This window comes from Gottfriedia acidiceleris, assembly GCF_050457485.1.
Lineage (GTDB): Bacteria > Bacillota > Bacilli > Bacillales > Bacillaceae_G > Gottfriedia > Gottfriedia acidiceleris_D.
The window spans coordinates 58,741-78,064 of the sequence record NZ_JBCMJM010000011.1 but is presented as its reverse complement, the minus strand read 5'-3'; the positions used below and the strand labels follow the sequence as shown (position 1 = coordinate 78,064).

General features: G+C 32.7%; 13 protein-coding genes and 1 other RNA gene. 2 read left to right on the top strand and 12 right to left on the bottom strand.

All coding sequences use genetic code 11. The features are described from left to right. Positions 1–74 precede the first annotated feature (74 nt). From ABEY15_RS12650 to ABEY15_RS12615, 8 genes are all read right to left on the bottom strand, one after another. A complete protein-coding gene (locus ABEY15_RS12650) occupies positions 75–4,607 on the bottom strand; it encodes an NACHT domain-containing protein (RefSeq protein ID WP_429890438.1) in 4,533 nt (1,510 codons plus the stop codon). Positions 4,608–5,080: 473 nt separating this feature from the next. Next, a complete protein-coding gene (locus ABEY15_RS12645) occupies positions 5,081–6,121 on the bottom strand; it encodes a YaaC family protein (protein ID WP_429890437.1) in 1,041 nt (346 codons plus the stop codon). A gap of 494 nt (positions 6,122–6,615) precedes the next feature. Beyond that, a complete protein-coding gene (locus ABEY15_RS12640) occupies positions 6,616–7,383 on the bottom strand; it encodes a hypothetical protein (RefSeq protein WP_429890435.1) in 768 nt (255 codons plus the stop codon). Positions 7,384–7,412: 29 nt separating this feature from the next. Next, positions 7,413–8,270, bottom strand: coding sequence for a hypothetical protein (locus tag ABEY15_RS12635; protein WP_429890434.1), 858 nt, complete (start codon positions 8,268–8,270; stop codon positions 7,413–7,415). Positions 8,271–9,392: 1,122 nt separating this feature from the next. After that, positions 9,393–9,750: a transfer-messenger RNA gene (ssrA, locus tag ABEY15_RS12630) on the bottom strand. Between the two features lie 213 nt (positions 9,751–9,963). Further along, positions 9,964–10,431 carry an SsrA-binding protein SmpB gene (gene smpB / locus ABEY15_RS12625; RefSeq protein ID WP_025569157.1) on the bottom strand — a complete coding sequence of 156 codons (468 nt, stop codon included), beginning with the start codon at positions 10,429–10,431 and terminating at the stop codon, positions 9,964–9,966. A 91-nt stretch (positions 10,432–10,522) separates the two neighbouring features. Continuing rightward, positions 10,523–12,961 (bottom strand): ribonuclease R, encoded by a 2,439-nt coding sequence (gene rnr / locus ABEY15_RS12620; protein WP_429890432.1) that lies wholly within the window; start codon positions 12,959–12,961, stop codon positions 10,523–10,525. 66 nt (positions 12,962–13,027) lie between these two features. Continuing rightward, positions 13,028–13,768 (bottom strand): alpha/beta hydrolase, encoded by a 741-nt coding sequence (locus ABEY15_RS12615; protein WP_056469924.1) that lies wholly within the window; start codon positions 13,766–13,768, stop codon positions 13,028–13,030. Between the two features lie 276 nt (positions 13,769–14,044). On the opposite strand from ABEY15_RS12615, the gene ABEY15_RS12610 reads away from it, so the two are divergent. Beyond that, positions 14,045–14,536 (top strand): DinB family protein, encoded by a 492-nt coding sequence (locus ABEY15_RS12610; protein ID WP_429890430.1) that lies wholly within the window; start codon positions 14,045–14,047, stop codon positions 14,534–14,536. Between the two features lie 119 nt (positions 14,537–14,655). On the opposite strand, the gene secG is transcribed toward ABEY15_RS12610, so the two are convergent. The 3 genes from secG to ABEY15_RS12595 form a co-directional block, all read right to left on the bottom strand. Next, positions 14,656–14,889, bottom strand: a complete 234-nt coding sequence (gene secG, locus ABEY15_RS12605) for a preprotein translocase subunit SecG (protein WP_025569105.1) — start codon at positions 14,887–14,889, stop codon at positions 14,656–14,658. 85 nt (positions 14,890–14,974) lie between these two features. Next, complete coding sequence (locus tag ABEY15_RS12600) at positions 14,975–15,904, bottom strand: alpha/beta fold hydrolase (RefSeq protein WP_429890428.1); 930 nt, start codon at positions 15,902–15,904, stop codon at positions 14,975–14,977. After that, on the bottom strand, positions 15,897–16,118 hold the full coding sequence (locus ABEY15_RS12595; RefSeq protein ID WP_429890427.1) for a hypothetical protein: 222 nt from the start codon (positions 16,116–16,118) through the stop codon (positions 15,897–15,899). The genes ABEY15_RS12600 and ABEY15_RS12595 overlap by 8 nt, the downstream gene beginning before the upstream one ends. A 206-nt stretch (positions 16,119–16,324) precedes the next feature. Between ABEY15_RS12595 and ABEY15_RS12590 the strand changes: the two genes are divergently transcribed. Next, entirely contained in the window at positions 16,325–16,894 is a 570-nt protein-coding gene (locus ABEY15_RS12590) for a hypothetical protein (protein ID WP_429890426.1), read from the top strand. A gap of 240 nt (positions 16,895–17,134) precedes the next feature. Here the strand turns inward: ABEY15_RS12590 and ABEY15_RS12585 are convergent, their stop codons facing one another. After that, positions 17,135–19,252: an RNA degradosome polyphosphate kinase gene (locus ABEY15_RS12585; protein WP_429890425.1), complete on the bottom strand. Its 2,118-nt coding sequence runs from the start codon at positions 19,250–19,252 to the stop codon at positions 17,135–17,137. Between the last annotated feature and the right edge of the window lie 72 nt (positions 19,253–19,324).

The following is a 19,324-nucleotide window of genomic DNA, read 5'->3' as shown; positions in this document are numbered from 1 at the left end:
TGACAATATTATTGTATCTTTACTTCTAATATTAATTATATATCAAAAGGATGACGTGATTAGATGTTATTTACTTATTCTTCTAACCTATCATTTGGTTCCTCTATAAACCACATCTCGCCATCTATCCTATTATCTATATGGGTAAATATCCCACTGTAAACTAGTCGACCAAAGAATTTGCTTGCCATACTAGTAAAAAGTTGTTTTTCTCCCCCAATAAGCCAAATCAATTGAAAGTTATTTTCTTCTAACCAATCGTTTAATAACTCAGAATTTATTAGTGCAAATGATGGCCCAGTATTTTTTGCACTTGGATCTATAAAAGCCAAATTACCTTTTCCATCTACCCATTCTCCAAATTCATTCTTTTTTAATTTTAAATCTAATTCACTTAATAAATATTTATTTGGTAAGTATAATGAAATTGATTTTTTTATAGATTTATCTGTACTGCCAGACTCCCAATCATACTCATTTGTTGGAACTAAAAATTTGACGTTTATTAATTCTCTCCAATTATCATTAGAGTTCGGCTGATTCCAATCAATCATTTCTTCATAACATGGATGCCATGGATATTCTTTTATAAATCCCTGATGTCCTGTCGATTTTGGTTTTGAAATATCTGGATCACATAAATTTTTACCTTTAAGTTCATTAATAAGTGTATTTACATCATTTTTGTGTACAATACAAGTATTAATCCTAAACCAAGCATCTTGACCAGGTATGTTGTTTTCGTCTTTTTCTGCTTTCTTACTCCCTTTAGCAAAACCTCTTAAAACAGTCCATTTTTTATTATCAATAGGATTTGTCCTTATTATTAATTCTTTAAATGAAGGAATGTTTGTCTTATCCCAAAGCCAAGACTTTTGGTGTTGTAAATTATCATCAACAAATGGAAAATTAAAAGGTTGCCACCAAATATTACTGAATTCATCCCAACCGGAATCACCAGTTTCACGTAACCACATGGTTGGATCCAAATCACGAAGATGAATTTGCCATGGACCCCAATACTTTGAATCATCAACATCACTATAACCCCTGTCTACCCAATACAAGTTATCAGACATTATAGCTAATAATTCATGAAAAGCAATCCATTGATATTTTTTTCCTATTCTTTCAACCCTTGAAGATGATCTATCATTATTTTTTAAATATAATCTCTCAAAATCTGCGAATAAATTTGATTCCCACCCCAATTCATACGCTCTTTTACATACCCACCTTTGTGCCCATTTTCGACTAAACTTTGCAGGCCTTTCATTAATACCTAACCCACTTACCCACCTGAAATATTCTAAATGATTTTCATCTAAACTAGCTTTTACATCTTCTTTTAGAACTTCCCAATCATCTTCCATTTTTATCTTATTATCTTCAAAATTATTTTCATTAACTTTGAGAGACTCCAAAAACTCTTTAAGATTAAACTGTTCATTCATATTTTTTTCTATTTGTTTATTTATGTGTTTTATGTATCTATCTTTTAGTTCCTCAGGTAGTGTTTTAGCGAATTTGAGATGTATCTCATATGAACTTTCAGGCTTTTCTTCAGCAAGTGGCGTTGGTGACCAATCATGTACACAACCCATAGAGTACTTCCCAAAATCACCTAAATAACCAATTACTGAGTTCTTGATTGCAGATGATAATTCATTGACTACTAATTTTTCTATATCCTTTTTAGATGGATTTTCAATTGGCCAATCACTACTATAGGGAGGTCTAAACACCTCTGGGTTTATATCACTAAGGAAAAGCCCCTTATTAAATGCAAGTTCTAATACCCCCCTTGCATAATCTCGCATTAAAATATGTGGATATGGTTTTCTATTTTCAAATACATTTGCAAATACACACATTGCAATTTCTTTAATTATTTTTTCATTGTTTATAGCACAAACAGCCCCGTAGATAGCAGCATATAACCTTTCAACTAAATATGGATCATCACAGCTATTATAATTAGTTATTAGATACTCCACTAATTGAGGTGAATACGATAAAATCCTTGCTAATGATTTCGTAGATTGATCACGAACTCTTCGGTTTGTAGTAGTAGTCAACCACAGTAATGTTATTGCAGTAAGTCGTAATCTTTCTGTTTCCACTTCATTTAAATTTGCCTTAAGAGACCAATCAATTATTGTTCTAACTATAGACTCAGAATTCTCCTCATTTTCTTCCCAATCACTAACGGCAACATGCGTTGACCAAAACGCATCTCGCTCGACTAACTTCATACGTTGTAAGTTTTTATTCAAAAAGTCAGCATTCCATGGGTGAGCTGGTTCAGTAGATAACATTAATAGCTTATCAATCGACTCTTTATGAACTCCATAACTTGGGATCATGTTAAGTAGTTCAACAGTTCTATCTGTAAATGAATCAATTGCTCTCCATTGAATAACGTCTGTAAATGAACTAGAAAATAACCAATCATAGTTAAATGAATCTTCGTCAATAAAATCAATAAATTCTCTTTGTAGTTTTTCAGGGAAACCTAAACCTAGTGCCTCAATAATTCCCGATTTATTTGGACCATTTTTTATCAACTCATTAATAAGGCCCTCGTCCACAAAACAAATTTCTATTTCATTCTTGTTAATTTGGTCTATAATATATTGCGCAATGAAATGATCACTGAATCTTTCATAAGTAAAACGAAGAACTTCTACTCCACGTCCATTTGGTTCTGGAATTATATCTAATGATAATAGTCCTTCATCAATTAATAAGGAAGTCAAACTATCATCACTTTGAGGATTGGTATCATGCTTATTAATTTTCATTAACGCCTCTGAAACAGTAATCCCAAACAAGTTATTAGGATACAGTGATTCCACAAATTCATTTAAGGCATTTTTAACTACCATTTGACCAGAGATATATTTCTTTTTCCTGTTTATTATTTTTTCAACACTGTCTAAATAAAAATCAAATAGCTTACTCTGCCCATGTAATCCCTTTGGAAAAGATGTATATCCATTTACTTTTAATGCTTTGCAGCAAGTTTTTAAAAATAACGGATTACTAAATTCTGGTAATGTTATTGGAGCACTTGGCTTCGATATTCCTTGATTAGCTAAATAAATCATTGCTGCCCTGTGTTCATATCCCTTGAACCCTGTATGATTTATTCGAGTTAATCGGTGTTCCGATAATTCAGGAATTATATAATTTGCATATGTACTGCGACAGCTTAGTAATATAGAAAGATGAGGATAATTAGATATTTCTGCAAGTAAAGGAGAAAGATGATGTATCCATTCATCCTTGTGGTTACCTTCATTTATTGCATCAATTATTATTAGCGTTCTAGTTTTTTTAGCTTCACCTGCGGCATCTAAAGCACCTAGCACTTGTTTATATGATCCTCCTCGGATATCTAATTGATCTAAAATAAAATTAAATGGGTTACCTCCGGAATATTGTTGTCCTAGTAAAAAAAGTGTAGGTAATGAATTTTCTAGCCTTTTAAGAGTAAGATCACATAACAAGTGAGATTTCCCAATTCCAGCTTCTCCTAAAAGGACTGCTGCTTTACTTGTCATCGCTTGAGCAGCTTTACCAAATAAAAAAGACTTCATTTCAACGAACTTGTTCTCTATTTGTTGGAATTTATTATTAAATTCTCTCCATTGATTTTTTAGTTCTTTCCCCTGTTCCTTTTCCAAAATGCTATAAATACTAGAACTACATTTTTTAAAAATACTTTCTAACTTACTATAATTTTCTTTAATATTATTAAAATTAGTAAAGTCTCGTTCTAACGAAATAAGTAACTCGTTACTCATTTTTTCGAGTTCTTCATATAATTCAGTCCAAAAAACCTCATTTTTAGGAAAATTTCTATTGCTAAAAAAATCCATATCAAGCTTTTTTAAAATATTTTCAATTATACTTCTATTTTCCATTAATCGATTGTTCCATTCTGGACTTAGCCCCAAACCATCAAACTGAGCAGAAATCGATAAATGAACGTGATTTTCAGGTGTAAAACGTTCTCCCAAAGCTTCTCTTGAATTTAAAGCTAATTTATTAAGTAATTGTGGGTGAATTACTGGTTCATTAAACCAATATAAAGATCTTCCAGCAAAATGTGAATCATCGGTCTGAAGCATTAGACTAATCTCATGCTTACACCAGTATAAAAACTCAACATCCATCCCCTTTGCTTTTGCTTTTAAATTCCACTTCTTTACATGTTCTTCCCATTTTACCCAGGCAGATTGTACTAGCTTTCCAGATTTAGATAACTTTCTACTATCTGTCCAATCTCTCGGCAGACAAACATAATATTTTGTTAATTTAGGGTGTTTTTCCAAAGCGGTAGTAACTGACTTAGAAATCTGACTCCATTGGTCATCTTCCATCCTATCTGGAAAATATTTAGCCTGCCACGCGTGTTCTGAACCATCATGGAGCTTCCAATAACATTCAACCCCTGCATCCCCTCCGGCCCCCTCTTTCCTTACAAAATAAGAGGCATTTTCAGGTTTTTTTAAGTGCGCAAGCTGACAGATTAATTCTTCAAATCCATTATCCTGACTTCCATCAAAGCTTCTAATTTTAGAAAAATCTAAATCTATCAAAATAAAGTTCCTCCTTATAAAAAATTAAAACAAATATATAATTTTACTGGTTTATATAAAATACATTTTGGATATAACTTCCAATACATTATATCAAATTTCCAAATAAGCAAAAAAGAGTACGCTTATCATAATATCGATTATTTAAATTCAAACTCATCTATAAATTATCCATGTTTGCATAAAATAAGATGTACATTAAAAAAATAGAACATTCACTATCTGTAAACAGTTCTCTTTTGTGGTACCACAACTATAAAAGCAAGTTCGTATAAAAACAATATAAAAAGCAGTGGAATTCACATACGAATTCTCACTGCTTTTAATGTCCTTCAAATTTTAGTTATTCTTTTGAAAAAAAGATTATGAGTATTAAACTAACAATAAATTGAAGTATGTAGCTCTTTGAAATAACTAGAGATTTTTTTTCAGTCAATTGGCGTTTTGGCATGGAATCACTTCTTAAATAATCATTAGATTCCTCTACGTGGAACTAAAAATTCTTCCCCTGTAATTTCAGAAGCAATTTCATGAATAAATTGATAAGGAGCACTTTTTATAAATTCTGATAACAACCAATTTTGTTGGCTATTTAAATGTTTTGATAAAGTAATTGGCTCATATCTAGATAATTCACTCAATCTATGCATAGCTGCAAAAGTAATTGGTAACGAACTCAAAGGGATACTCTCCTTGATATTTGTTCGTTTTATATACCACCTACTAGATGAGCCAGCAATGTATTGTACATTCTTTCTAACTTTTTTATGATAGTTTATAAACTTAGTAGTTGTAACAGTTTGATTACCTTTCCATTTAGAGCGACCTTTAAAACGAACTATAAATTGATCTTCGAAATTGACATCTCTTTCAAAGAAATTATCTATTTTGTTTAGGGTATGTTGAGTTGCATATTTATCATCTATTTCGGCACTAAACCAACATTCACTCGATTTTTCTTTCTTAACAAAGAATACATCATCTAAAGGAATAAATAACTCTTTACTCGCCTCAGATGTATACGTTAAACAGTATGTACGATGAATATAAACGAGATTTCTCAATAAATCTTTCAATGTATATTCAACTTTAGAGTCTCCTGAAGGTGTAACATCGTCAAAACACCTACATAAAGCCGGCATAATGCCACCTGATTTCAAAATAATCATTTCATTACTCAAGGCAAGCTTAGATTTTTTCCGATAGCCTGAAATCCCATGCATATCTGAAAAATTAATCCCTCGAATCAATAGTAAAGTTTTAGTTGCATTTAAGAAGCAGTAGTAAGAGGTCAAAGGGGCTGAAGTTAACGGTAAAGATAAGGTTGCTTCATAAAACTGTTTAGCTTGTTGCCAATAAAAAAGTGCATCATTACTATTATTATTTCTCTTAAGCCATAGTTCTACATATTCCCAAGGGTCACTAACCAAGATACTCTTACTATTAAACTGGGGTTCATTATAAGATTTTTTTATAGTTATGTTTCTACGATTTATTTTAATAGTGCTAGCCATTAATATCCCCCTAAAAAAACATCCGTTCGATTATTTTATTATAAGTGAATGGATGTTGAACTTCCATATTTAAACAACTTTTTTATCTTTTAAACGATTATTCATCAAATAGGATTCGATTATTCGACACCTGCGACTATATAACTACTATGGAAGTAAGTTATAAACTTCCATTCACTGTGGTGAATAATCGATTCATGGTTGGCTAACGCATGCGTTACTTTAAGTATATTATTTCGCAATTTTTCAGAATAATAATCAATTCTTTTAATTTTCGTGGGGATATCCAACAATAAATAATAAATATTAAGGACTCATAAGTTAAAGTTTTTTTGTCCGAGGAAAAATAAATGTTAGACTGGTACTGAGAAATAAACAGCTGCATACTAGAACTCCAAAAAAAGTCTTTGACTGGAGTTATATTGGGCCAAACCGTCCTTTTATTTTTGAAAAACACGTTACCCTTTAAAAAGCTTTTTTGCAAAACAATTACTTTACTTATTATTGCGATTAATTCTATTAAAGTTGTCATTTGCATGATGAATGCTTGTCATAAGTTGTGTTAAAGGAGTGAAATCATATATACTTTGTTTTGAAAAAGCCATAAGACCAATTTCTTTTAGAAAAAAATATGCTTGAGGATCATTTTTTTCTGCACTTGGTACAATAAATGTCCAAGCGTAACCTCCAAATATAATTATGTAAGTCTTACTATTAAATTGTCCAACTCTTCTATATGTATTTCCATTAGAAATTATTCCATCACATTTGAAATCACTGTCTTGTGGGTTTACTAAAGAAATGCCTACAACCGGAATAACATTTTCTTTCGGTGCTTGTCCACTTTTAATTGATTCAACAATCAGGTTTTCTACACTTTTCTCTAAAGTAATACCCGTGTGAAAATTTTGAGCAATATGTGCTCTCCATAAGACAGATAATAGAAAAATTTTGAATTTATTGTAATCTAATCCTACCCAAATTTCCTTTTCATAATCGATAAATGTTCGAATATGCAACCGAGCCCTAATAACTTCAATACCATATTTGTCATATTTATTACCAATTAGATTACTATCACATTCTGTACATAATAGTTCTTCTCTCTGTCCTTTTTGCATAAGAGTAAAAGCGTCTCTAGACTTTGATGTTAAAAACAATCTTCTTTTATCATCATAAATATTCTTATAAAATCCTTCGGGAACTATATGGGACTTAATAAGTTTTTTTTCTTCACCACATAATCTGCACTTTTGTAACATTTGAGTCTGTTCCACCTTTACCGAAAAAATTAATCAATACGCCTTCCTGTTTTAACGTGAATAAATGTTGACAGTGATTTTTTTAGCATCCATTTTTCAAGTTTTTTGTAACTGTAGGTGTGATAATTTTTGTAAATATCAATGCTTGGTATAGGTATTAATAACTTATTTTCTCCGTCTTTAACTGAAACAAAACGGGTACCTATATTTTCCTTCTTAACATCTGTTATATCTATTTGTTTGCCTTTGTGACATAAAAGAATTTCATTTATAACGTCACCTAAATTTACACCTTTCTTCACAAGATACTGAGCATCCTCTTTTTTCCAACTACTACTGTTCAGCAGCCTATTTCTATTATTTTTATTAAAAACATAGTCTAATACAGTGTCAGACCAAACATTAGTTGTACCTTTTAAAGAAAAACTAGGAAAATCTATATTTTTAACATCTAAATCTTGCATTGATTGAAACATTGTAAACACAGCAACTTGACTGGGAATTTTCAGCTGTTTAATTAATTCATTAGTATATCTAGAGAAAGCTTTTTTTAAATTATTTTCATCCCAACTATCGCGATATTTCCCATTGTGTTCAATTAACCATTTTGCTTCGAACATTCCAATTTTAACAGTTTTTAAATTTTGATTTTCAAAAATAATTATGCCATCGGCACCTAAAGTCCTTTCCGGGCCAGCAGGCATTTTTACAGTGTAAATGCCAAAATCGGAAATGCTCATTTTTTCCTTTTCTCTTTTTAAGTTAGAAGTAAGATCAGTTAAATATGAGTTTTCATCTAGAGATAAGTCATTTCTAGTAAGTGAATCAGCTTTATAAAACAACTCTACTATTTTTTTACGTACATCGTCAGAAATAAATTTAGCCAAATTAAAAACCTACCTTTTAAAATATTCTAAGAAAACAAATGTATTCACAATATTCTACATATAAATTCATATTTTGCAAATATAGTATAATAATTTGATATTTTAATAGGAAGGTCAATCTTTTTAGGAAACAAACAAAAAAGGATATCTAGAATTAATAAGAATTTATTTCTTTAGTGATAAGCATAAACCAAGTTTTTGTATTACGATCTCGATAGTTAGCTTAATTATATATATAGGGAGGAGTCTATATGGAAAAGAAATATGCGATTAAACCATTGTATCCCGATTGGCATAAGACAGATGATTATTTTAAAATGCAATCCAACTTGAATTAGAACATAAAGATTGATGGAAAACAAATGAAGTAACCAAAGATTTAAATAAATATATAATACAAAGCTGACTATCGGAAGCAATCTAACCAAAAAGCTAATATGGATGTCAATACTAATTAGACCTTCTTAAGGTGAACAAGTTTATATATAATTGGGCTTAAGTAGCCAAGTGTCGAGTAAATGCGAATAGTTGAATGATTTTAAAAAACAACTCGCCAATTCTGTGACGAGTTGTTTTAAGGCTATTATTTAAAGTTTGTTACTTTGGTGTAAAGTGATTTCTTATTTACTGTTTAATATATTCTCTGTCTTCAGAGTACTGTGCTGCTTCATGGGTTCTATTTCCTTTGTTTGAAAGGACTTTATTAAAACTATTCATCACAGATAAATAATTTGTAGTGGGAGTTTTTACGAAATGGAAACAAAATTCCATCACCATTTTTTCTTTTTTCAACTTTTTCTCTAATTCCCTAGATACAAGATCACTTCGAACACTACGACTCCAATCTTCTTTTCTTTATGAACTATAAAACACTTACATATTTGTGAAGTTATTCAGTTAGTTTAAGTGAAAAACTTCACAAAAGTGAATTAATCTTAAATTAATTTCTGTAAAATTCGATACTATATTTAAAGGGGGCCGATTCATCTATATTTGTCTATATAATTTATTAATTAACTACTTTCAAAGTTGCTTCTGCATTTTTTGAAGCATATCTTTGCCGAATAGGCAAAATTATGGTTCAAACCACAAAACATAAAAAAACCACCAAACAGTATGTATTGGTGGAGACGGTGGGAGTCGAACCCACGTCCAAGAATATCGGCACTTAAGCTTCTACGAGCGTAGTCACTGTATTAGAATTTCGCATACCATTCAGCCCAATGACAGGCTTCCTGATAGCTAGTCTGATTAATCTCTTCCTTTCCCCTCAGACGGCGAGGTCCGGCGTAGCCCACTAATGAGTGAACCCCTCTAAGCTATGCACATGGGCGATACATAGGAGGAGCCTTTAGTGCAATTAAGCAGCTAAAGAGAAATTGTTGTTTTTGCCAGTTATTGGCTTTTGCGTTTTAACGAGGCCGACCCCTCGACTCGCAACTTAAGCTCGAACTACCCCTGTCGAATCCGTAACGTCCCCATATAAAATGCTCACAAAACTTATTCAGTTCTGTTCGCTATGAGTGACTTACGAAGCATAAAGCAAAGGCTTCATAATCTATAAAAACTGCACATCGTGCAATTTGTGTTGCTGATTAACTTACAAACTTATTATAGCATAATGTGTCCAAGTTGCAATTAACAATTGTTTCTAAAAGTAAAACAGAATTCCAATGCTTCAACATTTATCCAATTAGATTCGTTGACGATCCCTGAATGCACGCTCTACTTCGCGTTTTGCTTCTTTTTTCTTTAAATCATCACGTTTATCATATTGTTTCTTACCTTTACCTAATCCAAGTAATAGCTTAGCATAGCCATTTTTTAAATAGATTTTTAATGGAACAAGAGTATAACCTGTTTCCTTTGTATAACCAATCAATTTCACGATTTCTTTATTATGTAGTAGTAACTTTCTAGTACGTAATGGTTCATGATTGTATCGATTACCTTGTTCATATGGACTAATATGCATATTATGAAGCCACACTTCTCCGCCTTGAACACGTGCAAAGGAATCCTTTAAATTAGCTTTTCCAGCACGTAATGATTTTATTTCAGTACCTTGTAAAACGATACCTGTTTCATACGTTTCTTCGATAAAGTAATCATGATAAGCTTTTTTATTTTGAGCAATTACTTTCCCTTCACCTTTTGGCATAAATAACACCTCTCTATCTTTACTTATTTTACCATAAATTATGTTTGTATACATAAAGCAGTGGACAATTTTGTCCACTGCTTTTTACTTACTATCGTTTTTTATTACCTTTTGCTACTTTTTCGTAAAAAGGCTTGTTCTTTTTGCTCTTACTTTTGCTTTTCGTTGGATTAAAACGATCATCGCGTTTATTTCTCGATGATTTACCGCCACGTCCACTATCTCTCTCTTCATTTCGAGGTGAACTATCTCCTCGTCCTCCTCGAGAACGGCCACTGCGAGAGCTGTCCCCATTTCGATCTGAAGACCCTCTGCCGCGTCCACCTCGTCCTCTGCCACCGCCAGAGCCACCACCAAGGTTAACTGGTCCTCTACCGCCACTTCTACGAGGTTTGTTCGATTTCATGCCAACAATTTCAAAATCGATTGCTCGTTCTTCTTTATTAACATTAACTACTCGAACTGATACTTCATCACCGATTCTGAAGATTTTCCCAGTTCTTTCACCAATCATCGCGTACGTACGCTCATCATAGTTATAGTAGTCATCTGATAAATCAGCAACTCGAACTAAACCTTCAATTGTATTTGGCAGTTCAATAAACATACCGAAATTCGTTACAGAGCTAATAATACCTTCATATTCTTCACCAATTTTATCAAGCATGTACTCTGCTTTTTTCAAATCATCAGTTTCTCTTTCTGCTTCAACAGAGCGACGCTCCATATTAGATGCATGCTCAGCGATAGCAGGTAATTTGTCATCCCACTCACGCTTTGTCTCATTATCCATTTTTCCTTCAATTAAATATTTACGAATTAATCGATGGACAATTAAGTCTGGATAACGACGTATTGGCGATGTGAAATGAGTATAATACTCCGCTGCTAATCCAAAATGGCCAAGATTATCAGCCTCATATTTCGCTTGTTTCATTGAACGAAGCATAACTGTTGAAATGACTGTCTCCTCTGGTTGCCCATGGACCATATCTAGAACTTGTTGCAACGCTCTCGGGTGAATATCATTTCCAGCACCTTTTACTGTATAACCAAATGATGCAATAAATTCAAAGAATCGTTGTAACTTTTCTTCTTTCGGATCCTCATGAACACGATACATGAATGGTACATTTAGCCAATGGAAGTGCTCAGCAACTGTTTCATTCGCTACTAGCATAAATTCTTCAATTAGTTTTTCAGCAGTTGAGCGCTCACGAATGACGACTTCAGTTGGATGACCATCTTCATCAACTAATACTTTTGATTCTTTAAAATCAAAATCGATTGCTCCACGAGTCATTCGTCTATTACGTAAGATTTTCGCTAACTTGGCCATCTCCTCAAACATTGGGACTAACGGATCGTAATGTTCACGTAATTCGGCATCTTGCTCATCTAATATTTTATTTACATCGCTATATGTCATTCGTTCAGTTGTTTTAATGATACTTTCAAAAATTTCATGCTTAACAACTTCACCTTTTTGGTCAATTTCCATTTCACATGAAAGTGTAAATCGATTTACTTTTGGATTTAATGAACAAATTCCGTTGGATAAACGATGCGGAATCATCGGTATAACTCGATCAACTAAGTAAATACTTGTTCCACGATCATGAGCTTCTTGATCAATCGGTGAGTTATCTGTCACATAGTATGAAACGTCTGCAATATGTACCCCTAACTTGTAATGACCATTTTCAAGCGCTGTTACTGTAACAGCATCATCTAAGTCCTTTGCATCCGCTCCATCTATCGTTACAATTTGTTCATCACGAAGGTCGCGACGAGTACCAATTGCTGATTCGTCAATCTCATCCGGTACAGCATTTGCTTGATCCATTACTTCCTTAGGGAATTCTTGCGGTAAATCAAACTTATGAATAACAGATAGAATATCAACACCAGGATCATTTTTATGTCCTAGTACTTGGACTACAATACCCTCTGCATTTTTCCCATTCTCAGGAAACTGAGTAAGTTCTACAACAACTTTGTGACCTTCCACAGCGCCTTGAGAATTACTCTTTGTTATAAATATATCACTTCCGAATCGCTTATCATCAGGAATTACGAAACCGAAACTTTTCTGAGCCTGGTATGTACCGACCATTTTCGTTTGACCACGTTCAACAATTTTTACAATTGTCCCTTCTCTACGTGCATCACTTTTTTCTTTTGTAATACGAGCTAAAACGATGTCTCCATGTAAAGCACCATTTAAATCTGATGGTGAAATAAATACATCTTCTGCCCCTGTTTCTTCTGGAATGACAAAAGCAAAGCCTTTCGCATGGCCAGTTAATTTACCTCTAACTAAATTAGATTGATCAGGTAAACTGTATTTATTATTTCGAGAACGTACAATATAACCCTCATCTTCTAAAATAACGAGCGTTTTTACTACTTCTCGAAAGTCACTTGCATCAGTCAACTCCATAGCCTCTTCAATCCCTTGGATATTTAAAGGCTTATAATCTTCACTTTTCATCAATTCCAATAATTTTTCTTTCCATTGTTGATTCATACTTTTCCCTCCTTTTTCTTACTGTTTAAGGGTATTTATTTTCAGTTTGTCCAGAAAGATTTCATTCTACCATTCCAATTCATTAAGAAATGCTAGTACATCTTCATGTAACATGTCTTTTTCCTGTCCAAGTGTAATAACATGTGTTGAATTTTCGTACCACTTTAATTTTTTCTGATCAGATTGCACTTCATTATAAATAATATTTGCGCTGTCAGTATTAATCATCTCGTCTACAGTCGATTGAACGACAAACGTTGGTGCATATACAGTATCAACATTTTCACGCACTTCTTTTATTAATCCTTGAAGAGCTTTTAATGTATTCATCGGAGTTTTTTTAAACTCTTCCATTTCTACTTCAATTTGTTCAGGAGATTTCCCTTCACGTTTTTTAAACTCTCTTGTGTAAGCTAAGACACCTTCATACATAATTTCTTCACTTTTTATGTACATCGGCGAACACATTGTGACAATTCCATTCAAAGGAACAGTATAACCTAGCTTTAGTGCAAATACTCCTCCTAAAGATAGACCTACCGCTGCAATTTTTTGATGTCCTTTATCTTTTAAAAATTGATAAGCTTCCATTACATCCTTCCACCAGTCCTCTGGTCCAGTATGAACAAGCTCATCTGGTGGTACACCATGACCTTTATAGTGCGGTGCATGACAAGTATATCCTTGTTTTTCTAAAAAACGTCCAAGCATACGAACATCCGCAGAATGCCCTGTAAACCCATGTAATAATAAAACTGCTCGATCTCCACCTTCAAACGTAAATGGCTTCGGCATTGTTACTCTCATATATACTCACTCCAAAACTTTTCTATCCATTTTTCTTTCGTTACTTTTATATTATCTATTAATGATTTTGTTTATTTAAATTAATAATCGACATCTTCAATATAAATAATGAATAATAATATTTAACTAGTTTTACGTAAAGAAATTGTTCTTTTATTTTACCTTTCAATTCAATAATTTACCAATAAACAGTTTTTTTAATTAACTAGTTATGATTTAATGAAAGGTGTGGTAATAATAATGTTGGTCATTTAACCAACAAAAGGAGGATACGTTATGTTTAATAATGTTGAAGAATTTATTACTGAATGGAAAATGGAAGAAGCAAACACAATCAAATTACTAAATGCTATGACAGATGATTCACTTGATCAATCAATTGGTGAAGATTTTAGCTCATTAGGAGAATTAGCTTGGCATATAACTACTGCAATTAAAGCGATCATTTCACAATCAGGATTACAATTCGAAGCATCTATGAGCAAAGAAGAAATGCCTGCAACTGCAAAGGAAATTACTGAAAAATACGCGGAAGCTAGTAAAGCTATGATTGAAGCTGCACAAAAAGAATGGAAAGAAAAAGATTTAAATCAAATCATTAACGCTTTTGGATTCCTTGAAATGCCTATCCATGCATTACTACGTATGGCAATTTCGCATCAAACGCATCATCGTGGCCAAATGACTGTATTAATGCGACAAGCTGGGCTAGCTATTCCAGGAATGTACGGTCCAAGTAAAGAAGAATGGGCTGCAATGAAAGGTTAATATTTAGAACATAATCTACATACCAAAATACAGCCAATAACCTGGCTGTATTTTTTTGGAAGTTCTATTTATTATAATTTTAACAAAATAAAAAGCCACCCTTTTAGGCAGCTTGTTTATTACAGTTTAAAATATGTTACAGCAATCGTTAGAATGAAGAATAAAACTGCTACAACAACTGTTATTCTTTGTAAAACTAGTTCAAAACCACGAGCTTTTTGCTTGCCAAACAGTTGCTCAGCACCACCAGATATCGCACCTGATAGGCCGTTACTTTTACTAGATTGAAGTAGAACTAAAACAATCATAAGTACTGAAACAATAATTAAAAGTACAGATAAAAACGTATGCATTTCTTCACCTCCACAGTAAAAAGACTGTTACTTCCTATTCTACTATGAAGAATACTATACTTCAATATGAGAGTACAACACTTATTTAATGATTTAGTATAGTTTCTTCTATCCAAGTTTTTACATCTTGATGAACTTCATCTTTATTGGTTTCATGAAGCATCTCATGGCGGCCTTCTTCATATAATTTCAACTTTACATTTGTACATCCCATATCTTTATATAGCCCATAAACTTTCTTAACACCGTCACCATTTTGACCAACTGGATCTTTATCTCCAGAAAATATCAAAATTGGAAGTGACGTTGGTGTTTTCTTAATTTCCTCTTTACGATGTATGATTCCGATCCCTTTCAACAGCTCACGATAATAACTAGAGGAACATATAAAACCACAAAATGGATCTTTTATATAGCGATCAATCTCAGTTTCGTCTCTTGTTAACCAATCATATCTTGTTTTAGGAAACTTAAAATGATTATTGAAGTTTCCAAAAGTTAAAAAGTCTAAAATTTTACTTCTCTTATTGGCACCTAACAAAAATGCCTCTGCGCTTGATATAAAGACCCCTAATTTTCTTAGTATTCCTGGATCGTATCCAGTTCCAGAAATAATTAGCCCATCGTAGAGTCCTCCCTTTAATTGAACTACTCGTCTGCTCAAATAAGATCCCATACTATGTCCAAATAGAATTAAAGGGATATCTTTTACTTCTTTTCTAATCATCTTACTTATAAAAATGATATCTTTAGCAACTTCATCCCAGCCGATTTCTTCACCAAAAAATCCTAGATCATCTTCAATCGCCGCTGATTTCCCGTGGCCTCTTTGATCATGAATAAAAACTGCAAACTGATTATGAACTAAATATTCAATAAATTTATCATAAGCTCCACCATGCTCTGCCATTCCATGTACAATTTGAATCACAGCAATTGGTTCAGCAGGAATATATTTTCGCAAATAGATTTTTGTTCGATCCTCCGCCGAAATTAATCCTTCCCAATTATTCATTTTTATGCCCCTTCATCTCATATGTTGTAAAAGATACTAATAAGAAAAAACAAGTGAAATAGATTATTTCTAATCGTATGTATTTAAATGTAAATTCATCACCTAATAATCTCCAAAAAACAATTACTATTGAAATAATTACAATAATAAATGGAAGTAAATATGTTTTTATAGTATACCAAATAAAATCTTTTAAGTATGCGAAAAAGTTCATAATTATCCTCCCAACTAATTGCCATTCATATCCTTAATTCAATACTAATCCAAATTTCCTAATTCTATCGGTTAATTTTTAACAAATTTTCATCAATTTGATGAACTTTTTATGTCAAATTTAAGCCCATTTTTAGATTTTAAACTAAACATGTTTTATATTGATGTTTGATTTGAGATAAAAACAGGATGAATGGGGGATTCGAAATGAAAAGAGGCATACAAACAATTTTATGCATTATCTTTGCGATTGTAATGCTTATCTTGTTCGTCATTTTCTTCATGAAGGACGATTCTTATCGATATCCAATTGCACTAGGTGGCTTCGCTTGTTCACTTTTGCCACTCATATTAGATAAGTTTTTCAAAATTCGATTTGCATTTTCATTTATTATCTCTTATTTTGCTTTTTTAATAGGGTCCCTATGTCTTGGTTCAATGCTTAGATTTTATAGTTTAGGCTGGTGGGATACGTTTTTACATTTTTTAAGTGGCACGCTAGTCGCTTTTTTAGCAATTGATTTAATGGGAAAATTGACAACAAAACAGTCTCGGAGTGAAATGTCCGCTGGATTCATTTTTTTATTTGTATTTGCTTTTGGAGTATTTTGTGGAGCCGTATGGGAGATTTGGGAATTTAGTAGCGACCAATTCTTTGGAACAAATACTCAAGGCGGTGGTAATTTTGATACAATGACAGATATAATCGCAGACTCAATTGGAGCACTCATTATCGCATTTTGGTTTGCTAGAAGGTCGAAAAAAAATAAAAATTAGGATGAAATATACAAAAAAAGAGAAGGACTAAAAACCTTCTCTTTTCAGTGTGTAGACAAAGCACTTTAAATTTGGTTTTCAGACTGATTGCAAGCGCTTGTCTTTCGAGGCGCGAAGCCTGGTGAGGAGCGGAGTTACCCTAGACGGTAATGAGCACCGCAGACAGGCGAAGCAACGAAGAAAGCGAGCGTTTGTCAACAGTCTGGAAAGAGAAGGACTAAAAACCTTCTCTTTTCTTTATTATCCTTTATCATCCCACACATTATATGCCAAATTAAACAATTCACTCTGACTATTATATTTCTCTTTTCCAATGCTTTTCACATAATGATAAATACCATTTTCATCTTGCTCACGTGCCTTTGCTGTATCAAAGAGCATCATAAGTAGAATATTCATAATTCGCTTTTTTAAATGATCAGCGAATATTGGAAAAAAGATTTCAACTCGTTTTTCCATATTACGTGTCATTAAATCCGCAGAAGATAAAAAGATTTTCTGTTCTCCGTTATGATAAAAATAATAGATTCGACTATGCTCCAGAAATCGTCCAACGATACTAATGACACGAATATTTTCGCTGACACCTTTTATTTGAGGACGCAAACAACAAGTTCCGCGTACAATTAAGTCAATCTTTACCCCAGCTTTAGATGCTTCATATATCTTCATAATAATTTGCTTATCAGTTAAAGAATTCATTTTGGCAATTATTCGTCCATTTCCATACTGCTTATGAAAAGCAATTTCCTCATCAATCATTCGAATAAAATCATGACGAATACTATACGGAGCGACCGATAAATGCCTAAAGTCTGGCTTCTCCATAAACCCACTTAAGAAGTTAAAAAAATTTGTAGCATCTATTCCGATTTGTCGATTAGCAGTCATTAGTCCCATATCTGTATAAATTTTTGCAGTTGCATCGTTATAGTTACCAGTACCCAAGTGGACAAACCGCTCAATTCTCCCATTCTTTTTACGAACAACAAGTGTGATTTTACTATGCGTTTTTAAATGAGTCATTCCATAAATAACATGACAGCCCGCTTTTTCTAATTCCTTTGCCCAATGTACATTGTTTTCTTCATCAAATCGAGCTTTCAACTCTACAAGAACAGTTACTTGTTTACCATTTTCCGCTGCACGTTTTAATCCCTCGATAATTGGGGAATCACCACTTACTCGATACAAAGTTTGTTTAATCGCTAAGACGTCCGGATCATTCGCTGCATCTAATACAAAATCTAATACTGGTTCAAATGAGTCGTATGGATGATGAAGCAATATATCTTGTTCCATTATTTTGCTAAATATATCCCCATCGGATTCAAGATCATGTGGAGGCTGTGGGATTAATGTTTCATACACTAGATCCTCTTTATACTTTTCTAATTCCTTATAAAAACTAAATAAAAATGTTAAATCTAATGGACCATCAAGCTCATATATATCTTTTCCATGTACGTCTAGCTTCTCTAATAAGTAATTTAAAATATATTCGCTTGCGCCTGGTGGTCCAATTTCAAGTCGAATCGCAGAACCCCATTTACGTTTTTTTAACTCTTTTTCTATTTCAAGAAGTAAGTCTCTAGCTCCTTCTTCATGAATCGTCAAATCAGCATTTCTAGTAATTCGAAACTGCGCTACTTCTCGTACTTTAAAACCACGAAACAATAGATGTATGTATGCAGTAATCGCATCTTCCAATAAAATATAACAATGCTTTTCATCAAGTGTAGGGATTGATATAAATCTTTTTAATAAAGAAGGTACTTGTACAATCGCAAATTTATTACGCTTCTCTTCTTCCTCTGCCAGATCTTCTAAATAAACAGCTAAATTTAAACTTTTATTTAATAGCATTGGAAAAGGTCTATAAGCATCGATTGCCATAGGTGTTAGAACAGGAAGTACTTGCTCTTCAAAATATTTTTCTAAATAATTTTTTTGTCCATCACTAAGTTCATGATATTTTACTAAATGAACATTCTCTTGTTTTAATTTTGGTATTAATGTTTCTCGGAAAGTTTTATATTGCAAATTCACTAGTTCATGACCAGCTGTTGATATTTGTGAAAGTTGCTGTTTTGGTGTTAAACCAGCCTTATTTTCTGGTTTATTAAAACCAGCTTTCACTTGATCCTTTAATCCAGCAACGCGTACCATAAAAAACTCATCTAAATTCGAACTAAATATCGCCAAAAATTTCAAACGTTCAAGCAAAGGATTATGTTCGTCCAATGCCTCTTCTAAAACACGTTCATTAAACGCTAGCCAACTTAATTCTCGATTATTATAATATTGTGGATCTGCTAACTCTATATTTCTACCACTATACTCTTTTGTCGCTATCATCATTTACACCCTTTTTGAACATATTCTAGAAATACGATCTCTTTATTTTTTAATAAATATCTACACCATAAT

Bases quoted from the DNA above. Each gene is read 5' to 3' on its own strand.
- ABEY15_RS12595 (WP_429890427.1), bottom strand. From the start codon at position 16,118: ATGAACTTTTTCGCATACTTAAAAGATTTTATTTGGTATACTATAAAA.
- ABEY15_RS12640 (WP_429890435.1), bottom strand. From the start codon at position 7,383: ATGTTACAAAAGTGCAGATTATGTGGTGAAGAAAAAAAACTTATTAAG.
- ABEY15_RS12590 (WP_429890426.1), top strand. From the start codon at position 16,325: ATGAAAAGAGGCATACAAACAATTTTATGCATTATCTTTGCGATTGTA.
- rnr (WP_429890432.1), bottom strand. From the start codon at position 12,961: ATGAATCAACAATGGAAAGAAAAATTATTGGAATTGATGAAAAGTGAA.
- ABEY15_RS12600 (WP_429890428.1), bottom strand. From the start codon at position 15,904: ATGAATAATTGGGAAGGATTAATTTCGGCGGAGGATCGAACAAAAATC.
- ABEY15_RS12610 (WP_429890430.1), top strand. From the start codon at position 14,045: ATGTTTAATAATGTTGAAGAATTTATTACTGAATGGAAAATGGAAGAA.
- ABEY15_RS12615 (WP_056469924.1), bottom strand. From the start codon at position 13,768: ATGAGAGTAACAATGCCGAAGCCATTTACGTTTGAAGGTGGAGATCGA.
- secG (WP_025569105.1), bottom strand. From the start codon at position 14,889: ATGCATACGTTTTTATCTGTACTTTTAATTATTGTTTCAGTACTTATG.
- ABEY15_RS12645 (WP_429890437.1), bottom strand. From the start codon at position 6,121: ATGGCTAGCACTATTAAAATAAATCGTAGAAACATAACTATAAAAAAA.
- ABEY15_RS12585 (WP_429890425.1), bottom strand. From the start codon at position 19,252: ATGATAGCGACAAAAGAGTATAGTGGTAGAAATATAGAGTTAGCAGAT.
- smpB (WP_025569157.1), bottom strand. From the start codon at position 10,431: ATGCCAAAAGGTGAAGGGAAAGTAATTGCTCAAAATAAAAAAGCTTAT.